Below are 26,289 nucleotides of genomic sequence, written 5' to 3' on the forward strand. Positions count from 1 at the left end.
CGGTGTCCCAGGGTTTACTGACCCAAGCACCACGCAGGAGGTAAATGGAGATGAAGCGTCTTAACCTGAAGTTGGCGGCAGCCCTGGTGGCCGCAGCCGGCGCCGTCGGCGCCGTGGCCACGCCGGCAATGGCGGCCGAAGAGCAGTTCGTCCCGTTGCTGGTGTATCGCACCGGGTCGTTCGCACCGCTGGGCATCCCCTGGGCGGATGGCAAGCTGGACTACCTGAAGCTCGTCAACGAACGCGACGGCGGCGTCAACGGCGTCAAGATCACGTACGAAGAATGCGAGACCGCCTACGCCACCGACCGCGGCGTGGAATGCTACGAGCGCCTGAAGGGCAAGGGCACCGGCGCCTCGGGCTTCGACACCCAGTCCACCGGCATCACCTTCGCGGTAAGCGATAAGGCCATGCTCGACAAGGTACCTGTCGAAACGATGGGCTACGGCCTGTCGCAATCGGTGGACGGCAGCGTGTTCGAGTGGAATTTCCCGCTCTTGGGCACGTACTGGACCGCGGCCGACGTGATGATCCAGGACATCGCCAAGAAAGAAGGCGGCATGGACAAGCTCAAGGGCAAGAAGATCGCCCTGGTCTACCACGACTCGCCTTATGGCAAGGAGCCTATCCCGCTGCTGCAGAAGCGCGCGGCCAAGGAAGGCTTCGAACTGGTGCTGTATCCGGTGACCGCCCCCGGCGTCGAACAGAAGTCCACGTGGCTGCAGATCCGCCAGGCCCGCCCGAACTACGTGCTGCTGTGGAGCGCGGGCATCATGACGCCCACCGCGATCCGCGAAGCGCAGGCCAGCGGCTATCCGCGCGACAAGATGTACGCGATCTGGTGGGCCGGCTCCGAAGGCGACGTCAAGGACCTGGGCGATGTGGCCAAGGGCTACAACGCCATCACCGTGCACAACAGCGGCGCCGAGCACGACAAGGTCTATGACGATCTCAAGAAGTTCGTCTACGACAAGGGTCAGGGTTCGGACAAGTCCGGCAAGACCACGCTCGGCACCATCGCCCACACGCGCGGCATGATGATCTCGATGCTGCAGGTGGAAGCGATCCGCACCGCCCAAGAGAAATTCGGCAAGGGCAAGGCGCTGACGCCGGAGCAGGTGCGCTGGGGCTTCGAGAACCTGGACCTGACGCAGGAGAAGCTCGACAAGCTGGGCTTTGGCCAGATCATGCGTCCGGTCAAGACCTCGTGCAGCAACCACAAGGGCGACGACTGGGCCCGCATCGTGCAGTGGGACGGCGCGAAGTTCAAGGTGGCCTCCGACTGGTACCAGGCCGACAAGACCATCCTGGACCCGATGGTGAAGGAATCCGCGGCCAAGTACGCCAAGGAAAAGAACATCACGCCCCGCAAGTGCGAGAACTGATGTGAACCGGCGGCCGGCCCCGAGGCGGGGCCGGCCGCCACCCAGCCGCAGGAACCGCCATGACCGCTGCAACGACTTCCGCAATACCCGCAGACACCCCCAAGGTGCTGCTCGATGTGAACGGCATCGAGGTGATCTACAACCACGTGATCCTGGTGCTCAAGGGCGTGTCCCTGCAAGTGCCGGACGGCAGGATCGTGGCCTTGCTGGGCGCCAACGGCGCCGGCAAGACCACCACGTTGCGCGCGATCTCCAATCTGCTCAAGGGCGAGCGCGGTGACGTGACCAAGGGCCATATCCAATACCGCGGCCAGCGCATCGAAAGGCTCTCGCCGGCGGAACTGGTCAAGCGCGGCGTCGTGCAGGTAATGGAAGGCCGGCATTGCTTTGCTCACCTGACCATCGAGGAAAACCTGCTGACCGGCGCCTACACGCGCAGCATGAGCCGCGGCGACACCGCGGCCGCGCTGGACAAGGTCTATCAATACTTCCCCCGGCTGAAACAGCGCCGCGCCAGCCAGTCCGGCTATACCTCGGGCGGCGAGCAGCAGATGACGGCGATCGGCCGCGCGCTGATGGCCAACCCCAACATGATTCTGCTGGACGAGCCGTCCATGGGCCTGGCTCCGCAGATCGTCGAAGAGATCTTCGAGATCGTGCGCGACCTGAACCAGCGCGAGCGCGTGAGCTTCCTGCTGGCCGAACAGAACACCAACATCGCGCTGCGCTATGCCGACTACGGCTACATCCTGGAGAACGGGCGCGTGATGATGGATGGCGCCGCGTCCGACCTGGCGCAGAACGAGGACGTGAAGGAGTTCTACCTGGGCATATCCAGCGGGGAACGCAAGAGTTTCCGAGACAACAAGTTTTACCGCCGCCGCAAACGCTGGCTGGCCTGATTCCTGGAGCGGGCAAGCCAGCAACGCTTGCCGCCTGCCGCCGGCAACGGCACCGCAATACGGCACACGAGAAGGTGCGATCCCATGTCCGAGTTTTTCGATGTACTGGAAACCCGAGCGCCCGAGCAACGCGAGCGCGAACTGATGGCCGCCTTGCCCGGCGCGATCGCGCGGGCCATTGCCCGGGCGCCCGCCATCGCCGAGCAATTGCGCGGCATCGACCCCGCCGCCATCACGTCGCGCGAGGCCCTGGCCCGTTTGCCCGTGCTGCGCAAGCATGAGCTGCTGGAGCGCCAGCAGCTCAGCCGCGACGACGCGGCGGCGCCCGCGAGCCCCGAAAAGGCCTTTGGCGGCTTTTCCGCCATTGGCTGGGGCGAGGCGATGCGCGTGTTCGCTTCGCCGGGTCCGATCTACGAACCGGAAAGCGCGCGCGCGGACTATTGGCGTTTTGCGCGCGCCCTGTACGCCGCGGGCTTTCGTGCGGGCGAACTGGCCTACAACTGCTTTTCGTATCACTTCACCCCGGCCGGCTCGATGATGGAAACGGCGGCGCACGCTGTCGGCTGCACCGTGTTCCCCGGCGGCACCGGGCAGACCGAACAACAGGTGCGAGCGATCCAGGACCTGGCGCCCAGCGGCTATACCGGCACGCCGAGCTTCCTGAAGATCATCCTGGAAAAATCGGACGAACTGGGCGTGAAGCTGGATTCGCTGCGCCGCGCGCTGGTGTCGGGCGAAGCCTTCCCGCCGTCGCTGCGCGATTGGCTGGCGGCGCGCGGCATCGAGGGCTATCAGGCCTACGGCAGCGCCGACCTGGGCATGATCGCGTTCGAGACGCCCGCCCGCGAGGGTCTGGTGCTGGGCGAGGACATCATCGTCGAAATCGTGCGCCCCGGCACGGGCGAGCCGGTACCCGCCGGTGAAGTCGGCGAGGTCGTCGTGACCACGCTGAATCCCGATTATCCGCTGGTGCGCTTCGGCACGGGCGACCTGTCCGCAGTGATGCCCGGCATCTCCCCTTGCGGCCGCACCAATACGCGCATCAAGGGCTGGATGGGCCGCGCGGACCAGACCACCAAGGTGCGCGGCATGTTCGTCCATCCGTCGCAAGTGGGGGACGTGGCGCGCCGGCACCCCGAGATCCTGCGCGCGCGCCTGGTCATCAGCGGCAGCACGGGCTCGGACCGCATGGTGCTGAAGGTGGAATCGCGGGTGCGCGGCGAAGACCTGGCCAAGCGGATCGCCGAATCGGTGCGCGACCTGACCAAGCTGCGCAGCGATGTCGAATGGGTGGACGCGGGCAGCCTGCCTAACGATGGCAAGGTCATCGACGACATCAGGACGTACGAGTAATCCGCGCAAGGCGGGCTTGGCTTTCTGCCGTTGCGCGGCCTCGGTTCAGGGGCGCTTCGAACGCTGAAGGACGGAAAAGATCGCCATACCGGCGATCATCGCCGCCACGAAGATCAGGGCCTGCGGAATGCCGGCCGCGGCGGCGACCAGGGCCGGCCCCGGACAGAAGCCCGCCAGCCCCCAGCCCACGCCGAACGCCAGGCTGCCGCCAGCCAGCCGCCAGTCCACCCGGGTGGCGTCCGGCCAGTGCAGGGGTTCGCCGGACAGGCTGAGACGGCGGCGCCGCAGGGCGGCGAAGCCCACGCTGGCCGCCAGGACCGCACCCGCCATCACGAAAGCCAGCGTCGGATTCCAGGAACCGGCCAGATCCAGAAAGCCGAGCACCCGGGCGGGGTCCGCCAGGCCCGAGATGATCAGGCCGAGCCCGAACACCAGGCCCGCGGCGAAAGCGAAAAGACCGGTCATGTCAGCCTCCCATCACGTGGCGCAATACGTAGACCGTGGCAAAGCCCGCCGTCATGAAGATCGCCGTGGCCGCCAGCGACCGGCGCGATCCCCGGGACAGGCCGCACACACCATGGCCGCTGGTGCATCCCGAGGCGTAGCGGGTGCCAATGCCGACCAGCAGGCCCGCCACGATCAACTGCGGCGTGCCCGCGTCGACGGTCATGCCGGGCAGCGCCGAAAACATCCGGTACAGCCACGGGGCGGCGCAAAGTCCCAGCAGGAAGGCAATTCTCCAGCCGCCGCCGCGCTCGGGCGCAAGCAGGCCGCCCAGGATGCCGCTGATGCCCGCGATGCGTCCCGCGCCCAGCATCAGCAGCACGGCGGCGGCGCCGATCAGCAGCCCGCCGGCGGTGCCGGCGGCCGGCGCGAAGGCGGACCAGTCGACATTCACTTGAGTGACTCCAGCGCTCGTCCGCAGTACAAACTCGATAGCGTTTTCATGACCTGGCTGACCTCGAAGCTGGCCATCTGGTAGTAGACGTATTTGCCGTCGCGCCGCGTTGCGACCAGGCCCTCGTCGCGCAGCACGCCCAACTGCTGCGACAAGGTCGGCTGGCGGATGCCGGTCAACGATTCCAGTTCACCCACGTTGCGTTCGTTCTGGACAAGCTGGCACAGCAGCAGCAGGCGGTCTTCGTTGGCCAGCGCCTTGAGCAGCGAGCACGCCTGAGAGGCGGATTCGCGCAGGACAGCGACCTCGCAGTCGGTAAGAGGAGCGTTCATGGTGTATGTGTGTCAGTCGCTTGACGGATGGCTCGATCATTATATTGACGAATAAACTATCCAACAATATTATTCAAAATTGTATATTGTTGTGTTGCGCCGCGCCCAGCGGCACCTTGCGAGCGCTCAATGAATCCGCAAATCCAGGCCTTCTTCGACCCCGTCACCGCCACCATCACCTACGTGGTCCATGAAGACGCGGCGGGCGGCGCGTGCGCCATCATCGATTCCGTGCTGGACTTCGATCCCAAATCCGGCCGCACCGGCACGGGCAGCGCCGACCGGGTCGCGGATTACGTGCGCGAGCGCCAACTGAAGACCGTCTGGCTTCTCGAAACCCATGCCCACGCCGACCACCTGTCGGCCGCGCCTTACCTGCAGCGCCAACTCGGCGGCGTGATCGCCATTGGACAGAGCATCCGCACCGTGCAGGACGTGTTCAAGAAGATCCTGAACCTGGAGCCCGAATTCCAGCTTGATGGCTCGCAGTTCGGCCATCTGTTCTCCGACGGCGAAACCTTCCAGGTCGGCGCGCTGACCGCCACCGCCATCCATGTGCCCGGCCATACACCCGCCGACATGGCATACCTGATCGGCGACGCGGCCTTCGTGGGCGACACCCTGTTCATGCCGGACGTGGGCACCGCGCGCTGCGACTTTCCCGGCGGGGACGCCCACGCGCTGTACCGCTCGATACAACGGCTGCTGAGCCTGCCCGCCGGCACCCGGCTGTTCATGTGCCACGACTATCCGCCCGCCGAACGCGAGACCACCTGGCAGACCACGGTGGCCGAACAGCGCCGCGCCAACATCCATGTGCGCGACGGCGTCAGCGAAGCGGAATTCGTGGCCATGCGCACGCGGCGCGACGCGACGCTCTCCATGCCCACGCTGATCCTGCCCGCCATCCAGGTAAACATCCGCGCGGGCCACTTTCCGCCCGCGGAGGACAACGGCGTGCGCTACCTGAAGATTCCCATCGACGCCCTGTAACGCGCCGGCCGCGCGGCACTTGCGCGCCACGGCCATATCCCGCAAGATCGCCCGATCGAAAACATCCGATCCGACGCATCCTCATGTTCGCCGAAGCAGAAGCCGATCCCAGCCTGTCCAAAGAAGCCTTCAAGCCGCTGGAGGCGCGGCTGCGCGTGGCGCTGCTCGATGCGCAGTACCGGCGGCTCGGGCAGGCGGACAAGACGCTGCTGGTGGTCGTGGCGGGAATCGACGGCGCGGGCAAGGGCGCCGCCGTCAACCTGCTGAACGAATGGATGGATCCGCGCCACATCAAGACGCTGGCCTACGGTCCGCGTGAAGGCGAGGAGCTGGAACGTCCGGCGCTGTGGCGCTACTGGAAGGATCTGCCGCCCAAGGGCAATACCGGCATCGTATTCGGCTCCTGGTATGCACCCCTGATACTCGAAACCCTGCGCAAAAAGCCGAATCAGGACATCATCGAAGCGCAGTGCGCCGCGATCATGCGCTTTGAGGCGATGCTGGCCGCCGAAGGCGTGCAGATCATCAAGCTGTGGTTCCACCTGTCCGCCAAGGCGCAGAAGGCGCGCGCGCAGCGCCTGTTGGCCAGTCCCGAAACGGCGTGGCAAGTCAGCCCCGCCGATCTCAAGGTCCAGAAAAAGTACGACCGCATCTGTTCGGGGGGACGGCTCGTGTTGAAACACACGGACACCCCCCATGCGCCCTGGTTCGTGATCCCCAGCGCCGACGAGCAGATGCGCGCCGTGCGCACCGCCGAGGCGGTGCTCGCCGCGATGCGGCGGCGCGGCGTGCCGCGCATCGCGCCCGCGTTTCCGGCGCCTGCCGGCGCCACGCGCATCGTCAACCGCCTGGGTCAGTTGGACTACAGCGCCCAGGTCGACGAAGACGAGTACGAATCCGAACTGGGCCTGCTCCAAGGAAGGCTGGCACGCGCCGCGCGGTCCGCGAAATTCCGGGCACGCTCGCTGGTGCTGGTGTTCGAGGGCCAGGACGCCGCCGGCAAGGGTGGCGCCATCCGCCGCGTCACGCATGCGCTGGACGCCAGGCAGTTCGACATCACGCCCGTGTCCGCGCCCAGCAGCGAAGAGTTGGCTCGGCCGTATCTGTGGCGCTTCTGGCGCGGCGTCCCACGCCACGGCCGTATCGCCATCTTCGACCGGTCCTGGTATGGCCGGGTGCTGGTCGAGCGCGTCGAGAAACTGACCCCGCCCGCGAAGTGGCGCCGGGCCTACGCCGAGATCAATGACTTCGAAGAGCAACTGGCCGCAAGCGGCGCGCTGGTGCTGAAATTCTGGCTGGCGATCACCGCGGACGTGCAGCTGGCGCGGTTCCGAGAGCGCGAAAAATCTCCGTTCAAGAATTTCAAGATCACCCCCGACGACTGGCGCAACCGTGACAAGTGGGATGCGTACGCCGCGGCAGCCAACGAAATGCTGGCCCGTACCGACACCGCTCATGCGCCGTGGCATCTGGTGTCCGCCAACGACAAGCGTTACGCTCGATTGCAAGTGCTGCGACACATCGTCGACGCCATGGAAGATCAACTCTGAACCCCGCCGCCAGGAGGCCTCGCGCCATGAGTACCGCAGAAATCCGTCCCATCGTCGCCGCCGACTTCGACACGTGGCTGCCCCTGTGGAAGGGCTATCAGGACTTTTACCGCGTCGACATCGACGCCGCCGTCACCCGCAACACCTGGGCGCGCTTCCTGGATCCCGCGGAACCCATGCATGCGGCCCTGGCCTATGAAAGCGGGCGCGCCGTCGGCATGGTGCACTGGATCTTCCACCGGTCCACCTGGACGGCCGGCGACTATTGCTACCTGCAGGATCTCTATGTGGACCCCGACACGCGCGGCACGGGCGCTGGCCGCAAACTGATCGAACACGTTTATGCCGAGGCCGCCGCCGCCAACTGCGCGCGCGTGTACTGGCTGACGCACGAAACCAACGCCACCGCCATGCAACTGTACGATCGCATCGCCGACCGGTCGGGCTTCATCCAGTACCGCAAGGTGATGGCTTGAGCACGCGCGATCCCAACTGTCCGCTGTGCCAGGAAGACGGCGGCGCGCTGCTGTGGCGCGGGCCGCACCTGCGCATCATCGAGGTCGACGACCCGGACTATCCGGGTTTCACGCGGGTGGTCTGGCATGCCCACCTCGCCGAAATGACCAGCCTGTCGACCCACGGCCGGGACCTGCTCATGCGGGCCGTGTACGTGGTTGAAGAAGCGCAGCAATCGATCCTGTCGCCCGACAAGATCAACCTCGCTTCGCTGGGCAACATGGTGCCGCATCTGCACTGGCATGTGATCCCGCGCTGGCGCGGCGACCGCCATTTCCCGGATCCCATCTGGGCGGCCCCGCGCGTCGCCGTCGGCCAGGAGCCCGAAGAATGGAAGGCGAGGCAGGCGCACATACAGGCGCTGCTGCCCCGCTACCGCAACCGCGTCATCGAGGCGATGAACGCGCTGCTCTGGCACTGAGGCCCGAGCCCTGGTCCCGCGTCAGGCGGCGCGGGAAGGCCCCGGGTCAGGCAGCGCGTGAAGGCCCGCGCCGCTCGCCCAGCCAGCGCACATAGACGCCCTCTACCAGGTCCGCGGTCCGTTCCGCGGAGAACAGGCCCTGGCCGCGGATCAGGGTGCGGCCCGCGTCGCCCATCCGGCGGCGCAGATCCGGATCGGCCAGCAGGCTTTCAAGCGCGGCCGCCAGCGCCTCCGGGTTCCGCGGAGGCACCAGCAAGCCCGTCACTCCCGCCTGCATGGTTTCCGGCACGCCGCCCACATCCGTGCCGATGACCGGCAGTCCCATAGCGGCGGCCTCGATGAAGGCCGTGCCCAGGGCTTCCCGATGCGTCGGCAACGCGAAAACATCGCACGCCGTCAACACGTTGCCGATGTCCTGCCGCCGGCCCATGAAATGCACGCGCGAACCCAGGCCCAGGCTGGCCACCTGCGACTGCAGGCGCGCGAACACCGGCATGCCCTCTCCCACCAGCACCAGATGCGCGCGCGGAAACGCCGCGGAAATGCGGTGGAAGGCGTCGATCAGGTCGCTGTGTCCTTTTTCCTCGCGCATGACGGCCACGCAGCCGACCACAAGCGCATCGGCCGGCAGGCCCAGCTCTTGCCGGACACAGGCCTGCTCGTTCACCTGGGGCAGCACCACGGGCGAATGAATCGTGGCGATGGAACCGGGCTGCGCGCCACGCTCCAGCAATTGCTTGTACACATGGCGGCTGACCGCGATGACGCGATGCGCCAGCCAGGTGTAGGCATACAGGGAGTTGATCGGCTTTGCCAGGTGACGCGTGCGCACGATGAGCGGCGTGCGGGCAAGACGCGCCGCGATGGCGGCCCGCACGGTGTCGGAGCGGCTGTGCGTATTGACGACGTCGAAGCGCCCGCGCCGCAACACCCGCCGTACGAACACCACGCTACGGAAGAAATTGAGCGGCCCGTACATGGAGATGATGTGCACGGTGAAACCGGCCTCGCGCAAACGCTCAGCCAGCTCGGCACGCGGCTGGCACACGGCTTCCAGATGGTGCCCGCGCTCGCGCATGGCGACCATCTCCTTGAAGATGCAGAACTCCTGGCCGCCGTATGCCGTCGCGGCTTCGGTGTGCAGGATGCGCAAGCGCCCGCTGGTCCCGGCGGCGCTGGCTTGCGAGTCAACGGAACTCAACATGATCGGAGGAAATGGAGTGATGGCATGGCAGCAGGTCGCCAGACGGCCAGACTGAGGCCACTGACGAATCAGGTTCAAAAAATGCCGACGGGTGAAACCGGGCGTAACTGGCTGGATATTGACTCATTACGGGCGGAATGCAACCGAAAAGCGCGCGGCCACTCGGGCCGCGGCAGCCTTGGAAATTCAAAGTCCATAAGACTTACCGAGAATTGACGAAAAATCGGTCGCAGTTAGCTGGAATAGAAGAGAATAGCCGCTAATTCAGTTAGCATTCAGGTTTATTGCTCGGCAGCGTTCAGGATTCAATGAAGGACAATTCGGCCACCCCCATGACCCCGGCCCCCGCGAGGCCCACCTCTTTCCTGCAAGCGTTCTTACGATCGGAAGCCCTGGGCGGCTACGTGCTCATGCTGGCCGCGCTGGCCGCGCTGGTGGTCGCGAACACCTCGGCCGCGCCCATGTACTTCGACGTCCTGAGCGCCAAGCTCGGCTTCCAGGCGGGGCCCGTCGTGCTCAAGGAAACCGTGCTGCACTGGATCAACGACGGCCTCATGGCGGTCTTCTTCCTGCTGGTGGGCCTGGAGATCAAACGCGAAGTGCTGGATGGCCAACTGCGCGGCGCCGCCCGCATCGTGCTGCCGGGCATCGCGGCGCTGGGCGGCATGGTGCTGCCGGCGGCCATCTACCTGCTGGTCAACCTGGGCAGCCCCGACACGTTGCGCGGCTGGGCCATTCCCGCCGCCACGGATATCGCCTTTGCCCTGGGCATCCTGGCGCTGCTGGGCAGCCGGGTGCCGACGTCGCTGAAGATCTTCCTGACGGCGCTGGCCATCCTGGACGACCTGGGCGCCATCGTCATCATTGCGCTGTTTTATACGTCGGGCCTGAATGTGTTCGCGCTGGCCATGGCCGGCGCGCTGCTGCTGTGCCTGTTCTGCCTGAACCGCATGGGCGTTACGCGCCTGACACCGTACCTGCTGCTCGGCGCGGTGCTGTGGTATTTCGTCCTGAAGTCCGGCGTGCACGCCACGCTGGCCGGCGTGGCGCTGGCGCTGACGATTCCGCTGCGCCCGCAGAACCAGGGAGGGCCCCACTCGCATTCGCCGTTGCATGCGCTGGAACACGCGTTGCACAAGCCGGTGGCGCTGCTGATCGTTCCGCTGTTCGGCTTTGCCAATGCGGGCGTGTCGTTCGCCGGCATGGGCCTGGCCAGTTTGGCGCAGCCGGTGCCGCTGGGGGTGGCGCTGGGACTTTTCCTGGGCAAACAGCTCGGGGTTTTCGGTTTTGCCTGGCTCGCCATCAAGACGGGCATCGCCAGCCTGCCCAGGCATGCGACCTTCACCCAGCTCTACGGCGTGGCGCTGTTGTGCGGGATCGGCTTCACCATGAGCCTCTTCATCGGCGCCCTCGCCTTCACCGACGCCGCGACCGTCGACGCCACCAAGATCGGCGTGCTGACGGGTTCGCTGGCCTCCGCCGTCGCCGGTTTCGTGCTGCTGCGCGCCGCCGGCGCCCCGGCGCGAGGGACGTGGCCGCGCTGAACGGCGCCCCTGGGACGTTGCGGTAGACTGGCTGCAACGTTTTTCGCGGGAGGCGGCATGAAATCTTCTGTTATCGCCGTGCAGCGCATCTACGAGGGCACCGGACCGGAAGGCCGCTACCTGGCTCTGGTCGATCGCATGTGGCCGCGTGGCCTGCGCCGCGCCGACCTGGGACTGGACGAGTGGGCCCGAGACATCGCCCCCACCCCCGAACTCTGCAAATGGTTCAGCCATATCGACGAGCGCTGGGACGAGTTCCGCACCCGGTACCTGGCGGAACTCGCGACGCCCGAGCAGCAAGCGCGCATGGCGGCCCTGCTCGAGGCGGCCGGCACGCGCCCCCTGACCTTGCTGTACGGCGCGCGCAATACCGAGCACAACCAGGCCATCGTGCTGCGCGACGCCTTGCTGGACTACGCCCGCCACCACGGCAAACGCGCGGCCTGAAGCCGGTGCCGGGCGCGGGCCATGTGCCAAAATCGCGCCATGCCGATCGATAACCGCCTGACACCTCATGCCCTCGCCGCCCAGACGGCGCAACTGCCCGCCGCCTGGCAGGCCGCTTTCACATCGAAAACCGTGGCCGACGCGCTCGCCGCGGTCACGGCCCACGTGGAAATGCGCCTGGCCGAAGGCGCGGTGGTGTATCCCGCCACGCCTTTCCGCGCGCTGCACGGCTTGGCGCCGTCGGATGTCCGGGTCGTGATCCTGGGTCAGGACCCGTACCACGGCCCCGGGCAGGCCCAGGGCCTGGCTTTCTCCGTCCCGGACGACTGCAAGCGTCCGCCCAGCCTGCGCAATATCTTCAACGAGATCGCCCAGGAATATCCGGGCACGGACGTGCCGGATGGCAACGACCTGAGCCGTTGGGCCGATCGCGGCGTGCTGCTGCTGAACACCGCGCTGACGGTCGAGGACGGCCTGCCCGCGTCGCACGCCAAGCGCGGCTGGGAAACAGTGACGGATGCGCTGATCTCCCTGGTTGCCCGCGACCCCTCGCCCAAGGTATTCATGCTCTGGGGCGCCCATGCCCAGACCAAGCGTATGTTGCTGCCGGACGACAGTGGCCACCTGGTCCTGATGTCCAACCATCCGTCTCCGCTTTCCGCCCGCAGGCCCCCGGTGCCGTTTCTGGGCTGCGGACACTTCCGCGCCACGAACACATGGCTGGAAAACCAAGGGAAAAACCCTATTGATTGGGGGCTGGACAAAAAAATAATTCCCATGCAGGGCGATTTCGGGTTATGATCGCCGCACTGCACAAAACGAGTTCGGCATTTACCGCCTTGATTTAGCGGAATTTTTTGCAGCCTGCCGGGAAGTCTAAGCCCCGGCCCCATGCCGAACTATCATCGATTCCTGACCTCCTTTCCTTTCGCCCTGCGTTCCAGTCTGTACAAGAGAACGCGCCACGCGCATGGTTGATTCGGTCGGCACGATGCTCCATCAACCGTCGCCTGGATCCGGCCGCCTAATCCCCTGGCCCGCCCAAGCACTGCGTCGCATTGATTGCGGCAAGGGAAAGTAATGTCTTTCGAAAACCTGGGCCTCGCGCCTGCTCTGTTGTCGGCCGTTCAAGAAGCTGGCTTCAGCACCCCCACCCCCGTCCAAGCCGCTGCCATTCCGCAAGCGCTGGCCGGTCAAGATCTGATGGTGTCCTCGCAAACGGGCAGCGGCAAGACCGCCGCCTTCATGCTGCCGGCCCTGCACCGAATTGCCCAGATGCCCGCCAACAAGGGCGTCGGCGTGCAAGTGCTGGTGCTGACCCCGACCCGCGAACTGGCTCTGCAAGTCACCGAAGCCACCGCTACCTATGGCCGCAAGCTGGCTGACCTGCGCACCGCCACCGTCGTCGGCGGCATGCCCTACGGCGCGCAACTGAAGGCGCTGTCGCGCCGCGTTGACGTGCTGGTCGCCACCCCCGGCCGCCTGATCGATCACCTGCAATCGGGTCGCGTCAAGCTGAACACCGTGCACACGCTGGTGCTCGACGAAGCCGACCGCATGCTGGACATGGGCTTCATTGAAGACATCGAGACCATCGTCAGCCGCCTGCCTGAAGACCGCCAGACGCTGCTGTTCTCGGCCACGCTGGACGGCACGATCGCCAAGCTGGCTGCCAAGATGATGCGCGACCCGCAACGCATCGAATTGGCCGGCGCCAAGGAAAAGCACACCAACATCACGCAAAGCCTGCTGTACGCGGACGATGCCAGCCACAAGATGCAGTTGCTGGATCACGTTCTGCGCGACGCCAAGCTGGACCAGGCCATCGTCTTCACGTCGACCAAGCGCGGCGCGGATGACCTGGCCGACCGCCTGGCCGACCAAGGCTTTGCCGCCGCTGCCCTGCACGGCGACATGAACCAGCGCCAGCGCACCCGTACGCTGTCGCAACTGCAACGCGGCCAGCTGCGCATCCTGGTTGCCACCGACGTGGCCGCCCGTGGTATCGACGTGCAAGGCATCAGCCACGCCGTCAACTTCGACCTGCCGATGCAAGCCGAAGACTACGTGCACCGTATCGGCCGTACCGGCCGCGCCGGCCGCAGCGGTCTGGCGTTCACGCTGGCCACGCATTCCGAGCGCCACAAGGTTCGCCGCATCGAGCACTACATCGGCCAGTCGATCACCCCTGAAGTGATCGCCGGTCTGGAACCCAAGCGCACCCCGCGTCCGTCGGCCGGCGGCAGCGGCGCCCCGCGTGGCGGCAAGCCTTTCGGCAAGCGTCCGGGCGGCTTCGGCGGCTCGCGCCATGAAGGCGGTTACCAGGGCAACCGCGAAGGCCGTTCCTTCGCACCGCGTGACGGCGCCCCCCGTGGCGAGTTCAAGCCGCGTGAAGGCGGTTACCAAGGCAATCGCGACGGCGCTCCGCGCGAAGGCGGCTACCAAGGCAACCGTCCGTTCGGCGACCGCCCCCAGCGTTCGTTCGGCGACCGTCCCAGCTTCGGCGATCGTCCCCAGCGCGAAGGCGGCTACCAGGGCAATCGTCCCTTCGGCGACCGTCCCCAGCGTGAAGGCGGCTTCCGCGGCGGCGACCGCGATGCGCGCCCCAGCTTTGGCGGCGACCGTCCCAGCTATGGCGATCGTCCCCAGCGCGATGCACGTCCGTTCAGCGAACGCGCTCCTCGCGAAGGCGGTTTCCGTGGCGGCGATCGTGACGCCCGCCCCAGCTTCGGCGATCGCCCCAGCTTTGGCGACCGTCCCCCGCGTGAAGGCGGCTTCCGTGGCGGCGACCGTCCCGAAGGCGGTTTCCGCGCCAAGCCCGCGTTCGACAAGCGTCCCGGCGGCCCCGCCAAGCGCTTCGCCAAGCCGGCCGACCGCCGCGGCTGATCAGCCAGCCTGACCCAAGAAAACCCGCGCATGCCGCGGGTTTTTTTTCGCCGCGCCTCAGCGAAATGAAGAATGTCTCGCCGGGACGCCCGCCGCCTGAGCGGCTGCGCGGCGCAAGCGGCCAATATTTGGGAAAATGCCCCATTGCCCTCGCCTCACTCGACCATGCAACGTCCCACCCCCGCCAATCTGCCCCCGCTTGCCCCCGCCGCGCTGGAACACAGCGAAGCCGCCGCCGCTCACTTGCGCGCCGCCATCGCGTCCAACGGCGGCTGGCTGCCGTTCGATCACTGGATGGCTGAAGCGCTGTACGCCCCGGGGCTGGGCTATTACGCGGCTGGCAACGTCAAGTTGGCCGATGCGGAAGACGGCGCCAGGACACCCGCCGGCGACTTCGTCACGGCGCCCCAATTGACGCCGCTGTTCTCGCGCACCGTGGCCCGCCAGGCGGCCGAGGTGCTGCGCCAGACAAACACGCAAACCGTGCTGGAGTTCGGCGCCGGCACCGGCGCCCTGGCCGAAGGCGTGCTGCGCGAACTGGACGCCTTGGGGCTGCAAGATACCCGCTACCTGATCCTGGAAGTGTCCGCGGATCTGCGCGCCCGCCAAGCCGAGCGGCTTGCCGCGTTCGGCGGCCGCGTGCAGTGGCTGGACGCGCTGCCCAACACATTCAGCGGCTGCGTGCTGGCCAACGAGGTCCTCGACGCGATGCCGGTTTCGCTCTTTGCCTGGAGCGGCGAGGGCGCCGTGCTGGAGCGCGGCGTGGCGCTGGACACCTCCGGAGCGTTCACCTGGGAAGACCGCCCCGCCCCCGCGGCGCTGGCGTCGGCCGTCGCCGCGCGCATGCCGGCGCTGCCCGGCTACGTGTCCGAGATCAATCTGCAGGGCGAAGCCTGGATCGGCGCCATGGGCAGTTGGCTGGAACGCGGCGCGGCCCTGCTGGTGGACTATGGATTTCCGCGCAGCGAGTACTACCACCCGCAACGCGCGGGCGGCACGCTCATGTGCCACCTGCGCCATCACGCGCACGGGGACCCGTTCACCGCCCCGGGCTTGCAGGACATCACGGCCCATGTGGATTTCACCGCCATGGCGGATGCGGCCCTGGAAGCCGGCATGCAGGTGCTCGGCTACACCTCGCAGGCCCGCTTCCTGATGAATGCGGGCCTGATGGATTTGCTGGCCCAACTGGATCCCTCGGATGCGCAGGCCTACGCGCAAGCCGTCGCGCCCGTGCAGAAGCTGCTGTCCGAAGCGGAAATGGGCGAGCTGTTCAAGGTGCTGGCAATTGGACGCGGCATGCAGGAACCGCTGACGGGGTTTTCGCGCGGCGACAGGCTGGGCAAACTGTAGCTGCCCGCAGCCGCCGGCGGGCGCGCGGGAGGCGGAGTCAGCCGGCCCGCAGGCGTTCCAGCCGCGCCAGGCGCACGCTTTCCTTGATGCGGGCCGGTTCGCCCGCGCAGGCCTTGGCGATCGCCCCCGCATCCACGCCGCGCACGGCGGCCACCCGGGATTGCCAGGCGGGCTTGTCCACCGGCCGCAATACCGCAACCGTGTCCAGGAGATCGAAGAAGCGCTCGGGCTTGCGCAAGGCGTCGGCGCGCTCCATCAGCGCAAGCTGCGCATCAGCGGCATCCCCGCCCTCTTGCGCGCCGTCCAGCCCGGCCAGCATCTCGGGCAACAGGCGGGCGTAGTCATTGCATTCGGCAGGCACGCGCAAGCGGCGGCCCATGGCCTCGCGATCGGGCGTCAGGCGGCACAGCAGCGCATAGCGCCCCGCCAGCGACAAACCTGCCGCGGCGGCGCGGTCGATGTCGGCGGCAACGTCGTCAACCCCCTGCAATTCGGGCATCACGCGCGCCAGCGCGCCCGACGCCTGCAGAACGTCCAGCATGCGCGACGGCGCATCCGCCATCAGGCCGCGCGATAGTTCCTTCCACACCCGTTCGGCCACCAGGGCGTCGGCTTCGCCGGCGTCCACCATGCGGCGGCACAACGCCATGGTCTCGGGCGCCACGGAGAAGTCAGCGAAGCGCGCGGCGAAACGCCCCAGCCGCAGGATGCGTACCGGATCCTCGGCGAATGCCTCGCCCACGTGGCGAAACACCCGCGCCCGCAGGTCCGCCGTGCCATCGAGCGGATCGACCAGGGTCCCGTCCTGTTTTTGCGCGATGGCATTGACGGTCAGGTCGCGGCGCCGCAGGTCTTCTTCCAGCGTGACGTCCGTGCCGGTATGGAACGTAAAGCCCTTGTAGCCGCGCCCGGACTTGCGCTCGGTGCGCGCCAGGGCGTATTCCTCTTTGGTGCGGGGATGGAGGAAGACGGGGAAATCGCCGCCCACCGGGATGAAGCCGCGGCGCGCCATGTCTTCCGGCGTGGCGCCCACCACGACCCAGTCGTGGTCGCCCGGCGCCAGGCCAAGCAGCGCATCGCGCACCGCCCCGCCCACGATGTAGACCTGCAGGCCGTCGGTGGCCGGATCCCGCGTCATGGGACGGACGTGGTTTCCGCGCCCACCGGCACCACGTTGCCCAAGCGTTCTTTCAGCGATTGCGGCTGACCGCTGAACATCGCCGCGTAATACACGGCGTTGGACATCACGTTCTTCACGTAGGTGCGCGTTTCGCTGAACGGAATGGTCTCGGCGAAGATGGCGCCTTCCACGGGATGCGTGAACGTGGAGCGCCAGTTGCGCGGACGGCCCGGACCGGCGTTGTAGCCCGCGCTGGCCAGCATCTGCGATCCGTTCAGGTCGCGCAGCACGATGTTCAGGTAATTGGTGCCCAGCTCGGTGTTGGTGTCGAAGTCGTTGACGCTGCTGGGCGTGAAATCGCTCATGCCGATCTTGCCCGCGACCCACTTGGCCGTGGCCGGCATGAGCTGCATCAGGCCCGAGGCGCCGACATGCGAGCGCGCGTTCATGATGAAGCGGGATTCCTGGCGGATCAGGCCATAGACCCAGGCAGGATCCAGGGCGATGGCGTTGGCCTTGGCCGTGACGCGCCCTTCGAAGGGCGCGATGAAGCGCTGGCTGAAGTCGAACTCTTTTTCGGTGCGGTCGGAGGTATTGACCACGCGGTCGTAGATGTTCTCGGCCCGGGCCAGTTCGGCGGCCGCCATCAGTTGGCGGTCGCTCATGCCGCGCAGGGTGAAATTCCATTCGGGCACGGCTTCGGCGCGCCAGCCCAGGCGAAAGAGCAGGACCGCGCGCTGCAGGCCGGGATTGGCGCGCGCCTCGGCGATCTCACGATCGGTGATGGGCGCGGGACGCGGCGGCACATCGATGCGGCGCCCCAGCTCTTCCGCCGCCAGTTGGCCGTAGAAGTCGAAGCGGTCCGCGATGCTGGCGTATGCGGCCTCGGCCTGCGTCTTGTTGCCAAGGGCGGCCTGCCCGCGCGCCTTCCAGTACACCCACGACGTCTCTGCCTGCTGCGCGGCCGGCATGTCGTCGATGGATTCGATGACCCACTTCCAGTCGATCTTGGGCTGGCGCAGGGCGGCCCGCACTTTCCAGCCCGAGTTGTAGTCCGTCATGCGGATATGGCCGGCTTCGCGGTACCAATCGTTCGCGCGGCTATCCAGATTCAGGGCGGCGACCAGCGCATACTGGCCACGCACCCACGCGAGATTCGGCTTGGTCATGGACTTTGCCCACTCGCGGCGCAGGTAGGAGTCGGCGACGCTGACATCCGAACGCGCCAGGCGGGCCAGCGCGATGGTGACGAGTTCCTTTTCGTTGCGGCCCACGGGCAGACGGTCCTGGCGCGTCAGCCACTTCATGGGGTCCTTCATGAGGATGTCATAGGTTTTCAGGTCACGCGGCTCGAACATGTACTGCACGAACTTGCGCGCGTCCGTCGTCTTGTTGGCCTCGATGGCGTCGCGCAACTGGGGCTCAAGCTGTTCCCAGCCCAGGATGCGATCCGCCACCAATTGGTCGTACAGGGCCCAGCAGGCCCCGCCGGGCGCGAACACCGCCGTCGCCTGCGCGGCCGTGGCGCGCTGGCCGGTCATGTGCCTGCCGTCGAGAATGGCGCATTCGATCTGCGCATTGGTGTTCTTCACGGGCGCCAGCTTGCGCACGGTTTCGAAGTCGCCGCTGCGGGCGGCCGCCAGCAGCCAGTCGCCGCGCAGGCGATCGGCCAGATAGGCATCGCCATTGCTGCCGATGAATTTTTGCAGGGCGGCGGTGGGCCGGCCGGTGGCGGGCGGGGTCCAGAGCTGGTAGCGCAGCAGCCAATATTCGGGGTACATGCCCAGCGGGTCGCCCTGCGCCTGCGGCACGAGCGCGCCCAGGATGGACCATTGCTTGCGGTTCATGGCTTCGCGGGCGGCCACCACGGCTGCCAGCGCGGGCGTGTCGGAGGTGGGCGGCAGGCCTGCCAATACGGCTGGCGGAACGGCAATGACGGGTTGCGTCGCCTGTATAACGGGCTGGGGCTGCGGATTGACGGCGGCGCTGCGCTGTTGCGCATCCACGGGGGCACAGGCCGCGGTGAACAGCGCCACCAGCGGCAGCCAGCGGCGCAGGCCGGCGCCGGCATCGGACGTGGCGCCGCCGCCGCTTGCCGCCTGCCGCAAAGATTTCTGATACCGTCGGGGTTGCAGGGCATGTGCCTTGCCGCACATCCGCATGCTGAGCATCCGCAAGTTTTTCTTCAGCATGTTCGCCTTCATTTTCAACCCCCTGTTACAGCCACCGCATGACTACGCAAAATACTCCAGAGGATACCGCAGTCCAGCACCGCACGCGATTGCGAAAACTGCGCGCTGAATTGCCGGAAGACCAGCGCAGCCGCGGCGGTTTGCTCATGCGCGCCCGGCTGTTCACGTGGCTGAACGTGGCCCGCGACCAGGCCGTTCGCGCAGGTAATCCGGCCCCTACGACCGTCGCCGCTTTCTGGCCCATGGCCGACGAGCCCGACCTGCGGCCCTTGCTCACGCAATGGACCGAAGGCGGCATGACCGTCGCCTTGCCCGTGATGCGCGAACGCAACGCCCCCCTGGCGTTCCTGCCCTGGACGCCCAGCGCCGAACTGCGCGCCGGCCCCTACGGCATCCAGGAGCCCGTCAGTGGCCCCGAATTGCTGCCCGACGTGGTGCTGGTACCCACGCTGGGCTACACGGAACAGGGCGACCGGCTGGGCTATGGCGGCGGTTACTACGACCGCACGCTGGCCGCCTTGCGTCAGCGGGGCCACCCGTTCATCGCGATCGGAATCGCCTGGAGCTGCGGCGAACTGGACGCCGATTACGCGCCCGCCCCGCACGATGTCCGGCTTGACGCGGTGCTGACCCAGGACGGCTGGGTCCCGCAGGCGCCCCTGGAACAAGGCGGCACCGGTGGAACCACGCTGCACTCCTACCGGATGAACTGACGCACCAGTTTCACCCCGTGGTCCGCACCAGACTGGTGCGGCCTCCTCCTGGAAGCGCTCCCGCTTGAAGCGGTCCCTCATAGCGGGGATGGCATTTCCCCGCCCTTCAGAGGATATTGTCCTCAAGGGCGTCCATGCGCCGAAAAGCTGGCACGCAGGTTGCTTGTGACTGAGACTGGCCACGCATTGGCCGGGTAACGGCCGCGTGCAAGCCGGCCGCGGGCATCTGCATCGGAGGAGCCATGAAGGACAGACCACCCCGTCCATCCGCTTATGACGAAATGCGCCAAGGCGCGGGCGGCGTACGCTTCCATTACCAGGCCTTCGAACGCTGGCACAACGAGCAATCGGCCGAAGCCATGGCCGTGCGCCGGCTGGAAGCGGACCTGAGCTTTCGCCGGGTCGGGATTACGTTTTCGGTCGCGGGCGATGCCGCCGGGACCGAGCGGCTTATCCCCTTCGACCTGATTCCCCGGATCATTCCCGCCGATGAATGGCGGCATCTGGAAGCCGGCCTGAAGCAGCGCGTGCGCGCGCTGAACATGTTCATCCGCGACATCTATCACGGCCACGACATCGTGCGGGCGGGCGTCGTACCGGCCGAACAGGTATTCCTGAACGCCCAATACCGCCCTGAAATGCAGGACGTGGACGTGGCCGAGGACATCTACTGCCACATCGGGGGCGTGGACATCGTCCGGGCGGGCGCGGGTGAGTTCTACGTCCTGGAAGACAACCTGCGCGTGCCTTCCGGCGTGTCCTACATGCTTGAGAACCGCAAGATGTCGATGCGGCTCATGCCCGATGCGTTCAGCCGTATCAAGGTGGAGCCGGTGGCGCACTACCCCGACCTGCTGCTGGACAACCTGCGCGAAGTCGCTCCGCACGGCGGCGACGACCCCACCGTGGTGGTGCTGACGCCGGGCATGTACAACTCGGCGTACTTCGAGCACGCCTTCCTGGCCCAGCAGATGGGCGTGGAGCTGGTCGAGGGGCAGGATCTGTTCGTGGAGCAAAACACCGTCTACATGCGCACCACGCAGGGGCCACGCAAGGTGGACGTGATCTACCGCCGCCTGGATGACGACTTCCTCGATCCCCTGTCGTTCCGCGCGGATTCGGCGTTGGGCGTGCCCGGACTGCTGTCGGTGTATCGCGCGGGCCGCGTCACGCTCGCCAACGCCATCGGCACCGGCATCGCCGACGACAAATCCACGTACCTCTATGTGCCCGACATGATCCGGTTCTATCTGAGCGAGGAGCCCATCCTGTCGAACGTGCCGACCTGGCGCTGCGGCAGGCCCGATGAGCTGTCCCACGTGCTGGCCAACATGCACGAGCTGGTGGTCAAGGAGGTCCATGGCGCCGGCGGCTACGGCATGCTGGTCGGGCCATCGGCCACCCGCGCGGAGGTGGACCTATTCAAGGAGCGCGTGCGCGCCAACCCCGCCAACTACATCGCGCAGCCCACGCTGGCGCTGTCCACCATTCCCACCTATGTCGAATCGGGCGTGGCGCCGCGCCACGTGGACCTGCGCCCCTATGTGCTGTGCGGCAAGGACATCCGCACCGTACCGGGCGGCCTGTGCCGCGTGGCGTTGACCGAGGGCTCGCTGGTGGTCAACAGCAGCCAGGGCGGCGGCACCAAGGACACCTGGGTCCTGGAGGACTGACCATGCTGAGCCGAACCGCCGACAACCTGTTCTGGATGTGCCGCTACACCGAGCGCGCGGAAAACACCGCCCGCATGCTGGACGTGAATCTGCAGATGTCGCTGCTGCCTCAGGACCCGCAGACGCGCGAGGGTTCCTGGCTGGGCGTGCTGCGCATTTCCGAGTTGCAGGGCCTGTACCAGAGCAAATACGCGTCCATCTCGCCCAACGACGTGCTGGAATACATGGTCCGCGATCCCGAGAACCCCTCGTCGATCTATTCCTGCATGCGCGCCGCCCGCGAGAATGCGCGCGCCGTGCGCGGCAGCCTGACGACCGAGGTCTGGGAAACCTACAACACCACCTGGCTGGAACTGCTGAAGCACCTGCACACGGGCCTCCTCGAGCGCAACCCGGGCGAATTCTTCGAATGGGTGAAGTTCCGCTCGCACCTGGCGCGCGGCGTCACCATCGGCACCATGCTGGAAGACGAGGCGCTGTATTTCCTGCGCATCGGCATGCACCTGGAGCGCGCCGACAGCACCGCCCGCATGCTGGACGTGAAGTTCCACGAACGCGGGGGCAGCGGCGGACAGGAAGGCCGCGCCGAGCCCATCGGCACCGCCGCGCTGCAAAGCGAGTTCTACCGCTGGTCGGCGCTGCTCAGCTCGGTGTCCGGGCTTGAGATCTACCGCAAGGTGTACCGCGACGTGATCACGCCCGACCGGGTGGCGGAACTGCTGATCCTGCACGGCGACATGCCGCGTTCGCTGCTGGCATCGATGCGGGCGGTGGCCGACGATCTGGCGCGCGTCTCGAACCAGCGCTCGACCGAAACCGAACGGCGCGCAGGGATGCTTTGCGCTGAACTGCAATACGGCCGCGTCGAGGACATCCTGGCCAGCGGACTGCACCAATACCTGGACCGCTTCCTGAACCGCATCAACGACCTGGGCAACCGGATCAGCCAGGACTTCCTGGTGCCGCTGTCGGCATAAAACGGAGACAGCAATGAAACAGATCATCACGCACGTCACGCATTACCGCTACACCGCGCCGGTCATCTACAGCATCCAGACCCTGCGCCTGACGCCGCGCGACGACGAGCACCAGCGCTTGCTGCGCTGGCATATCGATGCACCCGGCGTGCTGGAAAAGCAGGTCGACGCCTACGGCAACATCACGCATACGCTCACGCTGAACCGCCCGCACACCGACATCGAATTGCGCGTTGTCGGGCAAGTCCTGGTGGCGCCGCTGACGCGCGGCGTGCTGGGCGGCGAAGACAGCCGGCTGCCCGTGCATGCCTACTGCGTGCAGACTCCCCTGACGCAGGCGGACGACACCATCCATGCCTTCGTGCGCGGCGTGCTGCCCAACGGGCTGACTACCTCGGACGATATCCTGACCCTGGCCACCGCCATCAACGACCGGGTCGCGTACGAGCCCGGCACCACGGATGTGACCACCGCCGCCAACCAGGTGCTGGCCATGGGCCACGGCGTCTGCCAGGACCATGCCCACCTGTTCCTGGCCTGCGTGCGAGGCCTGAGCGTGCCCGCGCGCTACGTCAGCGGCTATCTGTACACCGCCACCGAGCACGCGGCCAGCCACGCCTGGGCCGACGTCTGGCTGCCCGCCATCGGCTGGACCAGCGTGGACATCACCAACCGCCAATTCGCCTCGGAGTGCCATTGCCGGCTGGCGGTGGGGCGGGACTACGACTCGGCCTCGCCGGTCCGGGGCGTGCGCACCGGCGGCGGCGAGGAATCCATGGAGGTCAGCGTGCAAGTACAGGCCGCCGCGCAGCAGTAACATCCGGCCGGCCCCGCCGCAATACAATGCGGCGTGGTTTTCCCTAATTTCCGATCATGACCTACTGCGTAGCAGCCCGCCTCGACTCCGGCCTCGTCTTCCTGTCCGACTCCCGTACCAATGCCGGCGTCGACCAGATCAGCGTCTTCCGCAAAATGACCGTCTTCGAGCGCCCGGGCGACCGCGTGATGGTCCTGATGACGTCCGGCAACCTGGCGGTCAGCCAGGCCGTGCTGAACGCGCTGACGCGTCCGCAGGGCGACGGCGGTGAAACCATCTGGAACGCGCCGGACATGTTCGAGGCCACGCGCCTGATTGGCGCGGCGGTGCGCGAGGTCTATCGCAGCGAGGCCCACGCGCTGCATGAACAGGGCGTGGACTTCAACGTCAGCATGATCTTCGGCGGGCAGATCGGCACGGAACGGTGCCGGCTCTTCCAGATCTATTCGGCGGGCAATTTCATCGAAGCCGGCCAGGAATGCCCGTACTTCCAGATCGGCGAAGCCAAGTACGGCAAGCCCATCCTGGACCGCGTGCTGCGTCCCGACACCTCGCTGGACGAGGCCGCCAAATGCGCCCTGATTTCCATGGATTCCACGCTGCGCTCGAATATCTCGGTGGGGCTGCCGCTGGATCTGCTGGTCTACGACTGCAACGCCTTGCGCGTCACGCACTTTGCCAGCATCGACGAACACAATGAGTATTTCCGCATGATCCGCGGCACCTGGGGCGAGCGCCTGCGCCAGGTGTTCGCCGAGATCCCCGATCCGCTCTGGACCAATCCCGACGCGCCCGACTCGCTGGTGCCTCCGAACCGCGTGCATCAGCCCTTGCGAGTGGAACCCGACATGGCCTCCCCGGCCAGCTACCCCGCCCCGCAGGCGCTGGCCGAAGACCCGGGCAAGGACCAGCCGAACTAGGCTCGCGTAAACCCTCCTTTCCGCCAGCCTAAACCCGGCTTGCGAAACCGCGAATTCCATTACGCGCGCGGGCACGCCACACTGGCGTCGGCCCGTCATGCTTCGCCTTGCGGGCCTCAGAAAACCACAAGGAGCGAGACATGTCCCAACCGTTCGCGCGCGCGATCAAGCGCGCTGCCTGGCCCGTGCTGGCCCTGTCCTGCCTGGCCTGGAGCAACGCCGGCGCGCAGGGAGCCTATCCCAACCACCCCATTTCGCTGGTGGTGCCGTTTGCGGCAGGCGGCCCCACCGACGTGGTGGCCCGCAGCCTCGGCGCATCCATGGCCAAGACACTGGGGCAAAGCGTCATCATCGAAAACCGCACGGGCGCGGGCGGGACGCTGGCATCGCAGCACGTGGCGCGCGCGGCCCCCGACGGCTACACCTTCCTGATCCACCACAACGGCATGGCGACCGCGCCCGCGCTGTACCGCAAGCTGTCGTTCAATCCGCTGACGGACTTCGCCTATGTCGGCCAGGTGGCCGACGTGCCGATGACCCTGCTTGGCCGCAAGGACCTGCCGGCCGATGGCATGGCGGCGTTCATCAAGTACGCCAAGGAAAACGGCAACAAGATCAACCTGGCCAACGCCGGCCTGGGCGCCGTCTCGCAGCTTTGCGGCATGCTGCTGCAGGAATCGCTGGGCGTGCAATTCACGACCGTGCCCTACGCGGGCACCGCGCCGGCGATGACCGCGCTGCTGGGCGGCCAGGTGGACGTGCTGTGCGACCAGACCACGCAGACCATTCCCCAGATCAAGGGTGAACGCGTGAAGCTGTATGGCGTCACCACGCAGGACCGCATCAAGGCGCTGCCCGATGCGCCCACGCTGCAGGAAGGCGGCCTGAAGGACTTCGAGGTGAAGGTCTGGCACGGCGTGTATGCGCCCAAGGGCACTCCGCCCGAGGCCGTCGCCAAGTTCAACGCGGCCCTGCGCACCGCCCTGAAGGATCCCGTCTTCACCCAGAAGATGGCCGAACTGGGCGCCGAGATCGTGCCCGACGCCAAGCAGACTCCCGAGGGCCTGCAGACCTGGCTGAAATCCGAAGTGGATAAGTGGGGCGGCGTCATCCGCAAGGCGGGCGTGTACGCGGACTGATTGTTCCCCGGGCAAAAAAAGAGGCCGGCGAAATTCGCCGGCCTTTTTTTCGTGCGCACACCGCGTGCGCATGACGTGTAGCGCTTACACCGACAGTTCCTTCCACACCGCCAGCGGCGCTTCGGAATGGTTCAGGGTGTAGAAGTGCAGGCCGGGCGCGCCGTTGTCCAGCAGGGTCTGGCAAAGCTCGGTCACCACGTCCACGCCGAACGCGCGGATGGAAGCCTTGTCGTCGCCAAACTCGGCCAGGCGCAGGCGGATCCAGCGCGGCACTTCGGCGCCGCACATCTCCGAAAAGCGCAATAGCTGCGTGTGATTCGTGATGGGCATGATGCCCGGCACGATCGGCACGTTCACGCCCTTGGCCTGGGCCCGGTCGACGAAGTCGAAGTAGGCGTCGGCGTTGAAGAAGTACTGCGTGATGGCCGCGTCGGCGCCGGCTTTCACCTTGGCCACGAAATGGTCCAGGTCGGCCGAAGGGTTGGACGCCTGGGGGTGCATTTCAGGGTAGGCCGCCACTTCGATGTGGAACCAGTCGCCCGTTTCCTCGCGGATGAACGACACCAGTTCGTTGGCATAGCGCAGTTCGCCCGCGTCGCCGCCCATGCCCGAAGGCAGGTCGCCGCGCAGGGCGACCACGCGCCGCACGCCCTCGCTCTTGTAGACCTGGAGGATATCCCGCAGGTCCTGGCGCGTGGCGCCCACGCACGACAGGTGGGGCGCCGCGTCGCAGCCCAGGTTGCGCAGCGTGCGCACGGCATCCGCCGTGCCGGCGCGCGTGGAACCGCCCGCGCCGAACGTCACGCTGACGTACTTGGGCTGGATGGCCAGCATCTGCTTGGCCGCGCGCACCAGCCGCTCTTGGCCGGCCAGGTCGCGCGGTGGGAAGAATTCCAGACTGAAAGCGGGAGAGGTCGAATCGGACATATCAGTTGTTTAGGGCGCTACGCATGA

General features: G+C 66.8%; 25 protein-coding genes. 18 read left to right on the forward strand and 7 right to left on the reverse strand.

All coding sequences use genetic code 11. The features are described 5' to 3' along the window. Positions 1-44: 44 nt before the first annotated feature. From ASE30_RS18590 to ASE30_RS18600, 3 genes are all read left to right on the forward strand, one after another. The gene (locus tag ASE30_RS18590; RefSeq protein ID WP_082601631.1) at positions 45-1,385 is read left to right on the forward strand and encodes an ABC transporter substrate-binding protein; all 1,341 of its coding nucleotides are present in this window, start codon (positions 45-47) and stop codon (positions 1,383-1,385) included. Between the two features lie 59 nt (positions 1,386-1,444). Continuing rightward, on the forward strand, positions 1,445-2,287 hold the full coding sequence (locus tag ASE30_RS18595; protein ID WP_057285736.1) for an ABC transporter ATP-binding protein: 843 nt from the start codon (positions 1,445-1,447) through the stop codon (positions 2,285-2,287). Between the two features lie 84 nt (positions 2,288-2,371). Further along, the gene (locus tag ASE30_RS18600) at positions 2,372-3,640 is read left to right on the forward strand and encodes a phenylacetate--CoA ligase family protein (RefSeq protein WP_057285737.1); all 1,269 of its coding nucleotides are present in this window, start codon (positions 2,372-2,374) and stop codon (positions 3,638-3,640) included. Between the two features lie 45 nt (positions 3,641-3,685). Here the strand turns inward: ASE30_RS18600 and ASE30_RS18605 are convergent, their stop codons facing one another. From ASE30_RS18605 to ASE30_RS18615, 3 genes are read right to left on the reverse strand one after another with little or no spacing between them, the layout of a single operon-like run. Next, entirely contained in the window at positions 3,686-4,105 is a 420-nt protein-coding gene (locus ASE30_RS18605; protein WP_057285738.1) for a DUF6691 family protein, read from the reverse strand. Position 4,106: 1 nt separating this feature from the next. Then, positions 4,107-4,538 (reverse strand): YeeE/YedE family protein, encoded by a 432-nt coding sequence (locus tag ASE30_RS18610; protein ID WP_057285739.1) that lies wholly within the window; start codon positions 4,536-4,538, stop codon positions 4,107-4,109. Further along, a complete protein-coding gene (locus tag ASE30_RS18615; protein ID WP_057285740.1) occupies positions 4,535-4,870 on the reverse strand; it encodes a helix-turn-helix transcriptional regulator in 336 nt (111 codons plus the stop codon). The genes ASE30_RS18610 and ASE30_RS18615 overlap by 4 nt, the downstream gene beginning before the upstream one ends. Positions 4,871-4,999: 129 nt before the next feature. On the opposite strand from ASE30_RS18615, the gene ASE30_RS18620 reads away from it, so the two are divergent. From ASE30_RS18620 to ASE30_RS18635, 4 genes are all read left to right on the forward strand, one after another. Then, positions 5,000-5,863 (forward strand): MBL fold metallo-hydrolase, encoded by an 864-nt coding sequence (locus tag ASE30_RS18620; RefSeq protein ID WP_057285741.1) that lies wholly within the window; start codon positions 5,000-5,002, stop codon positions 5,861-5,863. Between the two features lie 83 nt (positions 5,864-5,946). Continuing rightward, positions 5,947-7,413, forward strand: a complete 1,467-nt coding sequence (gene pap, locus ASE30_RS18625) for a polyphosphate:AMP phosphotransferase (protein ID WP_057285742.1) — start codon at positions 5,947-5,949, stop codon at positions 7,411-7,413. 26 nt (positions 7,414-7,439) lie between these two features. Continuing rightward, complete coding sequence (locus tag ASE30_RS18630) at positions 7,440-7,889, forward strand: GNAT family N-acetyltransferase (RefSeq protein ID WP_057285743.1); 450 nt, start codon at positions 7,440-7,442, stop codon at positions 7,887-7,889. Next, positions 7,886-8,350 carry an HIT family protein gene (locus tag ASE30_RS18635; RefSeq protein WP_057285744.1) on the forward strand — a complete coding sequence of 155 codons (465 nt, stop codon included), beginning with the start codon at positions 7,886-7,888 and terminating at the stop codon, positions 8,348-8,350. The genes ASE30_RS18630 and ASE30_RS18635 overlap by 4 nt, the downstream gene beginning before the upstream one ends. 46 nt (positions 8,351-8,396) lie before the next feature. On the opposite strand, the gene ASE30_RS18640 is transcribed toward ASE30_RS18635, so the two are convergent. After that, the gene (locus ASE30_RS18640; protein ID WP_082601632.1) at positions 8,397-9,554 is read right to left on the reverse strand and encodes a glycosyltransferase family 4 protein; all 1,158 of its coding nucleotides are present in this window, start codon (positions 9,552-9,554) and stop codon (positions 8,397-8,399) included. Positions 9,555-9,862: 308 nt separating this feature from the next. Between ASE30_RS18640 and nhaA the strand changes: the two genes are divergently transcribed. From nhaA to ASE30_RS18665, 5 genes are all read left to right on the forward strand, one after another. After that, the gene (nhaA, locus tag ASE30_RS18645; protein ID WP_235515285.1) at positions 9,863-11,098 is read left to right on the forward strand and encodes a Na+/H+ antiporter NhaA; all 1,236 of its coding nucleotides are present in this window, start codon (positions 9,863-9,865) and stop codon (positions 11,096-11,098) included. Positions 11,099-11,155: 57 nt separating this feature from the next. Beyond that, positions 11,156-11,545, forward strand: coding sequence for a DUF488 domain-containing protein (locus ASE30_RS18650; RefSeq protein WP_057285745.1), 390 nt, complete (start codon positions 11,156-11,158; stop codon positions 11,543-11,545). Positions 11,546-11,584: 39 nt separating this feature from the next. Next, positions 11,585-12,346 (forward strand): uracil-DNA glycosylase, encoded by a 762-nt coding sequence (locus tag ASE30_RS18655; protein ID WP_057285941.1) that lies wholly within the window; start codon positions 11,585-11,587, stop codon positions 12,344-12,346. A gap of 279 nt (positions 12,347-12,625) precedes the next feature. After that, positions 12,626-14,431 carry a DEAD/DEAH box helicase gene (locus ASE30_RS18660; RefSeq protein WP_057285746.1) on the forward strand — a complete coding sequence of 602 codons (1,806 nt, stop codon included), beginning with the start codon at positions 12,626-12,628 and terminating at the stop codon, positions 14,429-14,431. Positions 14,432-14,596: 165 nt separating this feature from the next. Next, the gene (locus ASE30_RS18665; RefSeq protein ID WP_057285747.1) at positions 14,597-15,784 is read left to right on the forward strand and encodes a class I SAM-dependent methyltransferase; all 1,188 of its coding nucleotides are present in this window, start codon (positions 14,597-14,599) and stop codon (positions 15,782-15,784) included. A gap of 37 nt (positions 15,785-15,821) precedes the next feature. On the opposite strand, the gene ASE30_RS18670 is transcribed toward ASE30_RS18665, so the two are convergent. Together ASE30_RS18670 and ASE30_RS18675 are read right to left on the reverse strand one after the other, a co-directional pair. Then, a complete protein-coding gene (locus ASE30_RS18670) occupies positions 15,822-16,922 on the reverse strand; it encodes a tRNA CCA-pyrophosphorylase (protein WP_057285748.1) in 1,101 nt (366 codons plus the stop codon). Beyond that, the gene (locus ASE30_RS18675) at positions 16,919-19,096 is read right to left on the reverse strand and encodes a transglycosylase SLT domain-containing protein (RefSeq protein WP_369819340.1); all 2,178 of its coding nucleotides are present in this window, start codon (positions 19,094-19,096) and stop codon (positions 16,919-16,921) included. Before ASE30_RS18675 ends, ASE30_RS18670 begins: the two co-directional genes overlap by 4 nt. Before the next feature lie 38 nt (positions 19,097-19,134). Between ASE30_RS18675 and ASE30_RS18680 the strand changes: the two genes are divergently transcribed. The 6 genes from ASE30_RS18680 (at position 19,135) to ASE30_RS18705 (ending at position 25,335) form a co-directional block, all read left to right on the forward strand. Continuing rightward, complete coding sequence (locus ASE30_RS18680; RefSeq protein ID WP_057285749.1) at positions 19,135-19,809, forward strand: 5-formyltetrahydrofolate cyclo-ligase; 675 nt, start codon at positions 19,135-19,137, stop codon at positions 19,807-19,809. Between the two features lie 242 nt (positions 19,810-20,051). After that, a complete protein-coding gene (locus ASE30_RS18685) occupies positions 20,052-21,482 on the forward strand; it encodes a circularly permuted type 2 ATP-grasp protein (protein WP_057285750.1) in 1,431 nt (476 codons plus the stop codon). A 2-nt stretch (positions 21,483-21,484) separates the two neighbouring features. Next, entirely contained in the window at positions 21,485-22,459 is a 975-nt protein-coding gene (locus ASE30_RS18690) for an alpha-E domain-containing protein (RefSeq protein WP_057285751.1), read from the forward strand. Positions 22,460-22,472: 13 nt separating this feature from the next. Continuing rightward, positions 22,473-23,276, forward strand: coding sequence for a transglutaminase family protein (locus tag ASE30_RS18695; RefSeq protein ID WP_057285752.1), 804 nt, complete (start codon positions 22,473-22,475; stop codon positions 23,274-23,276). Positions 23,277-23,332: 56 nt separating this feature from the next. Further along, positions 23,333-24,196 (forward strand): proteasome-type protease, encoded by an 864-nt coding sequence (locus ASE30_RS18700; protein WP_057285753.1) that lies wholly within the window; start codon positions 23,333-23,335, stop codon positions 24,194-24,196. A gap of 140 nt (positions 24,197-24,336) precedes the next feature. Beyond that, positions 24,337-25,335 (forward strand): tripartite tricarboxylate transporter substrate-binding protein, encoded by a 999-nt coding sequence (locus ASE30_RS18705; RefSeq protein WP_057285754.1) that lies wholly within the window; start codon positions 24,337-24,339, stop codon positions 25,333-25,335. Positions 25,336-25,419: 84 nt separating this feature from the next. Here the strand turns inward: ASE30_RS18705 and metF are convergent, their stop codons facing one another. Then, complete coding sequence (gene metF / locus ASE30_RS18710; RefSeq protein ID WP_057285755.1) at positions 25,420-26,262, reverse strand: methylenetetrahydrofolate reductase [NAD(P)H]; 843 nt, start codon at positions 26,260-26,262, stop codon at positions 25,420-25,422. Positions 26,263-26,289: the final 27 nt, after the last annotated feature.

Origin of the sequence: Achromobacter sp. Root83 (assembly GCF_001428845.1) — a bacterium.
Classification (GTDB): Bacteria; Pseudomonadota; Gammaproteobacteria; order Burkholderiales; family Burkholderiaceae_B; genus Achromobacter.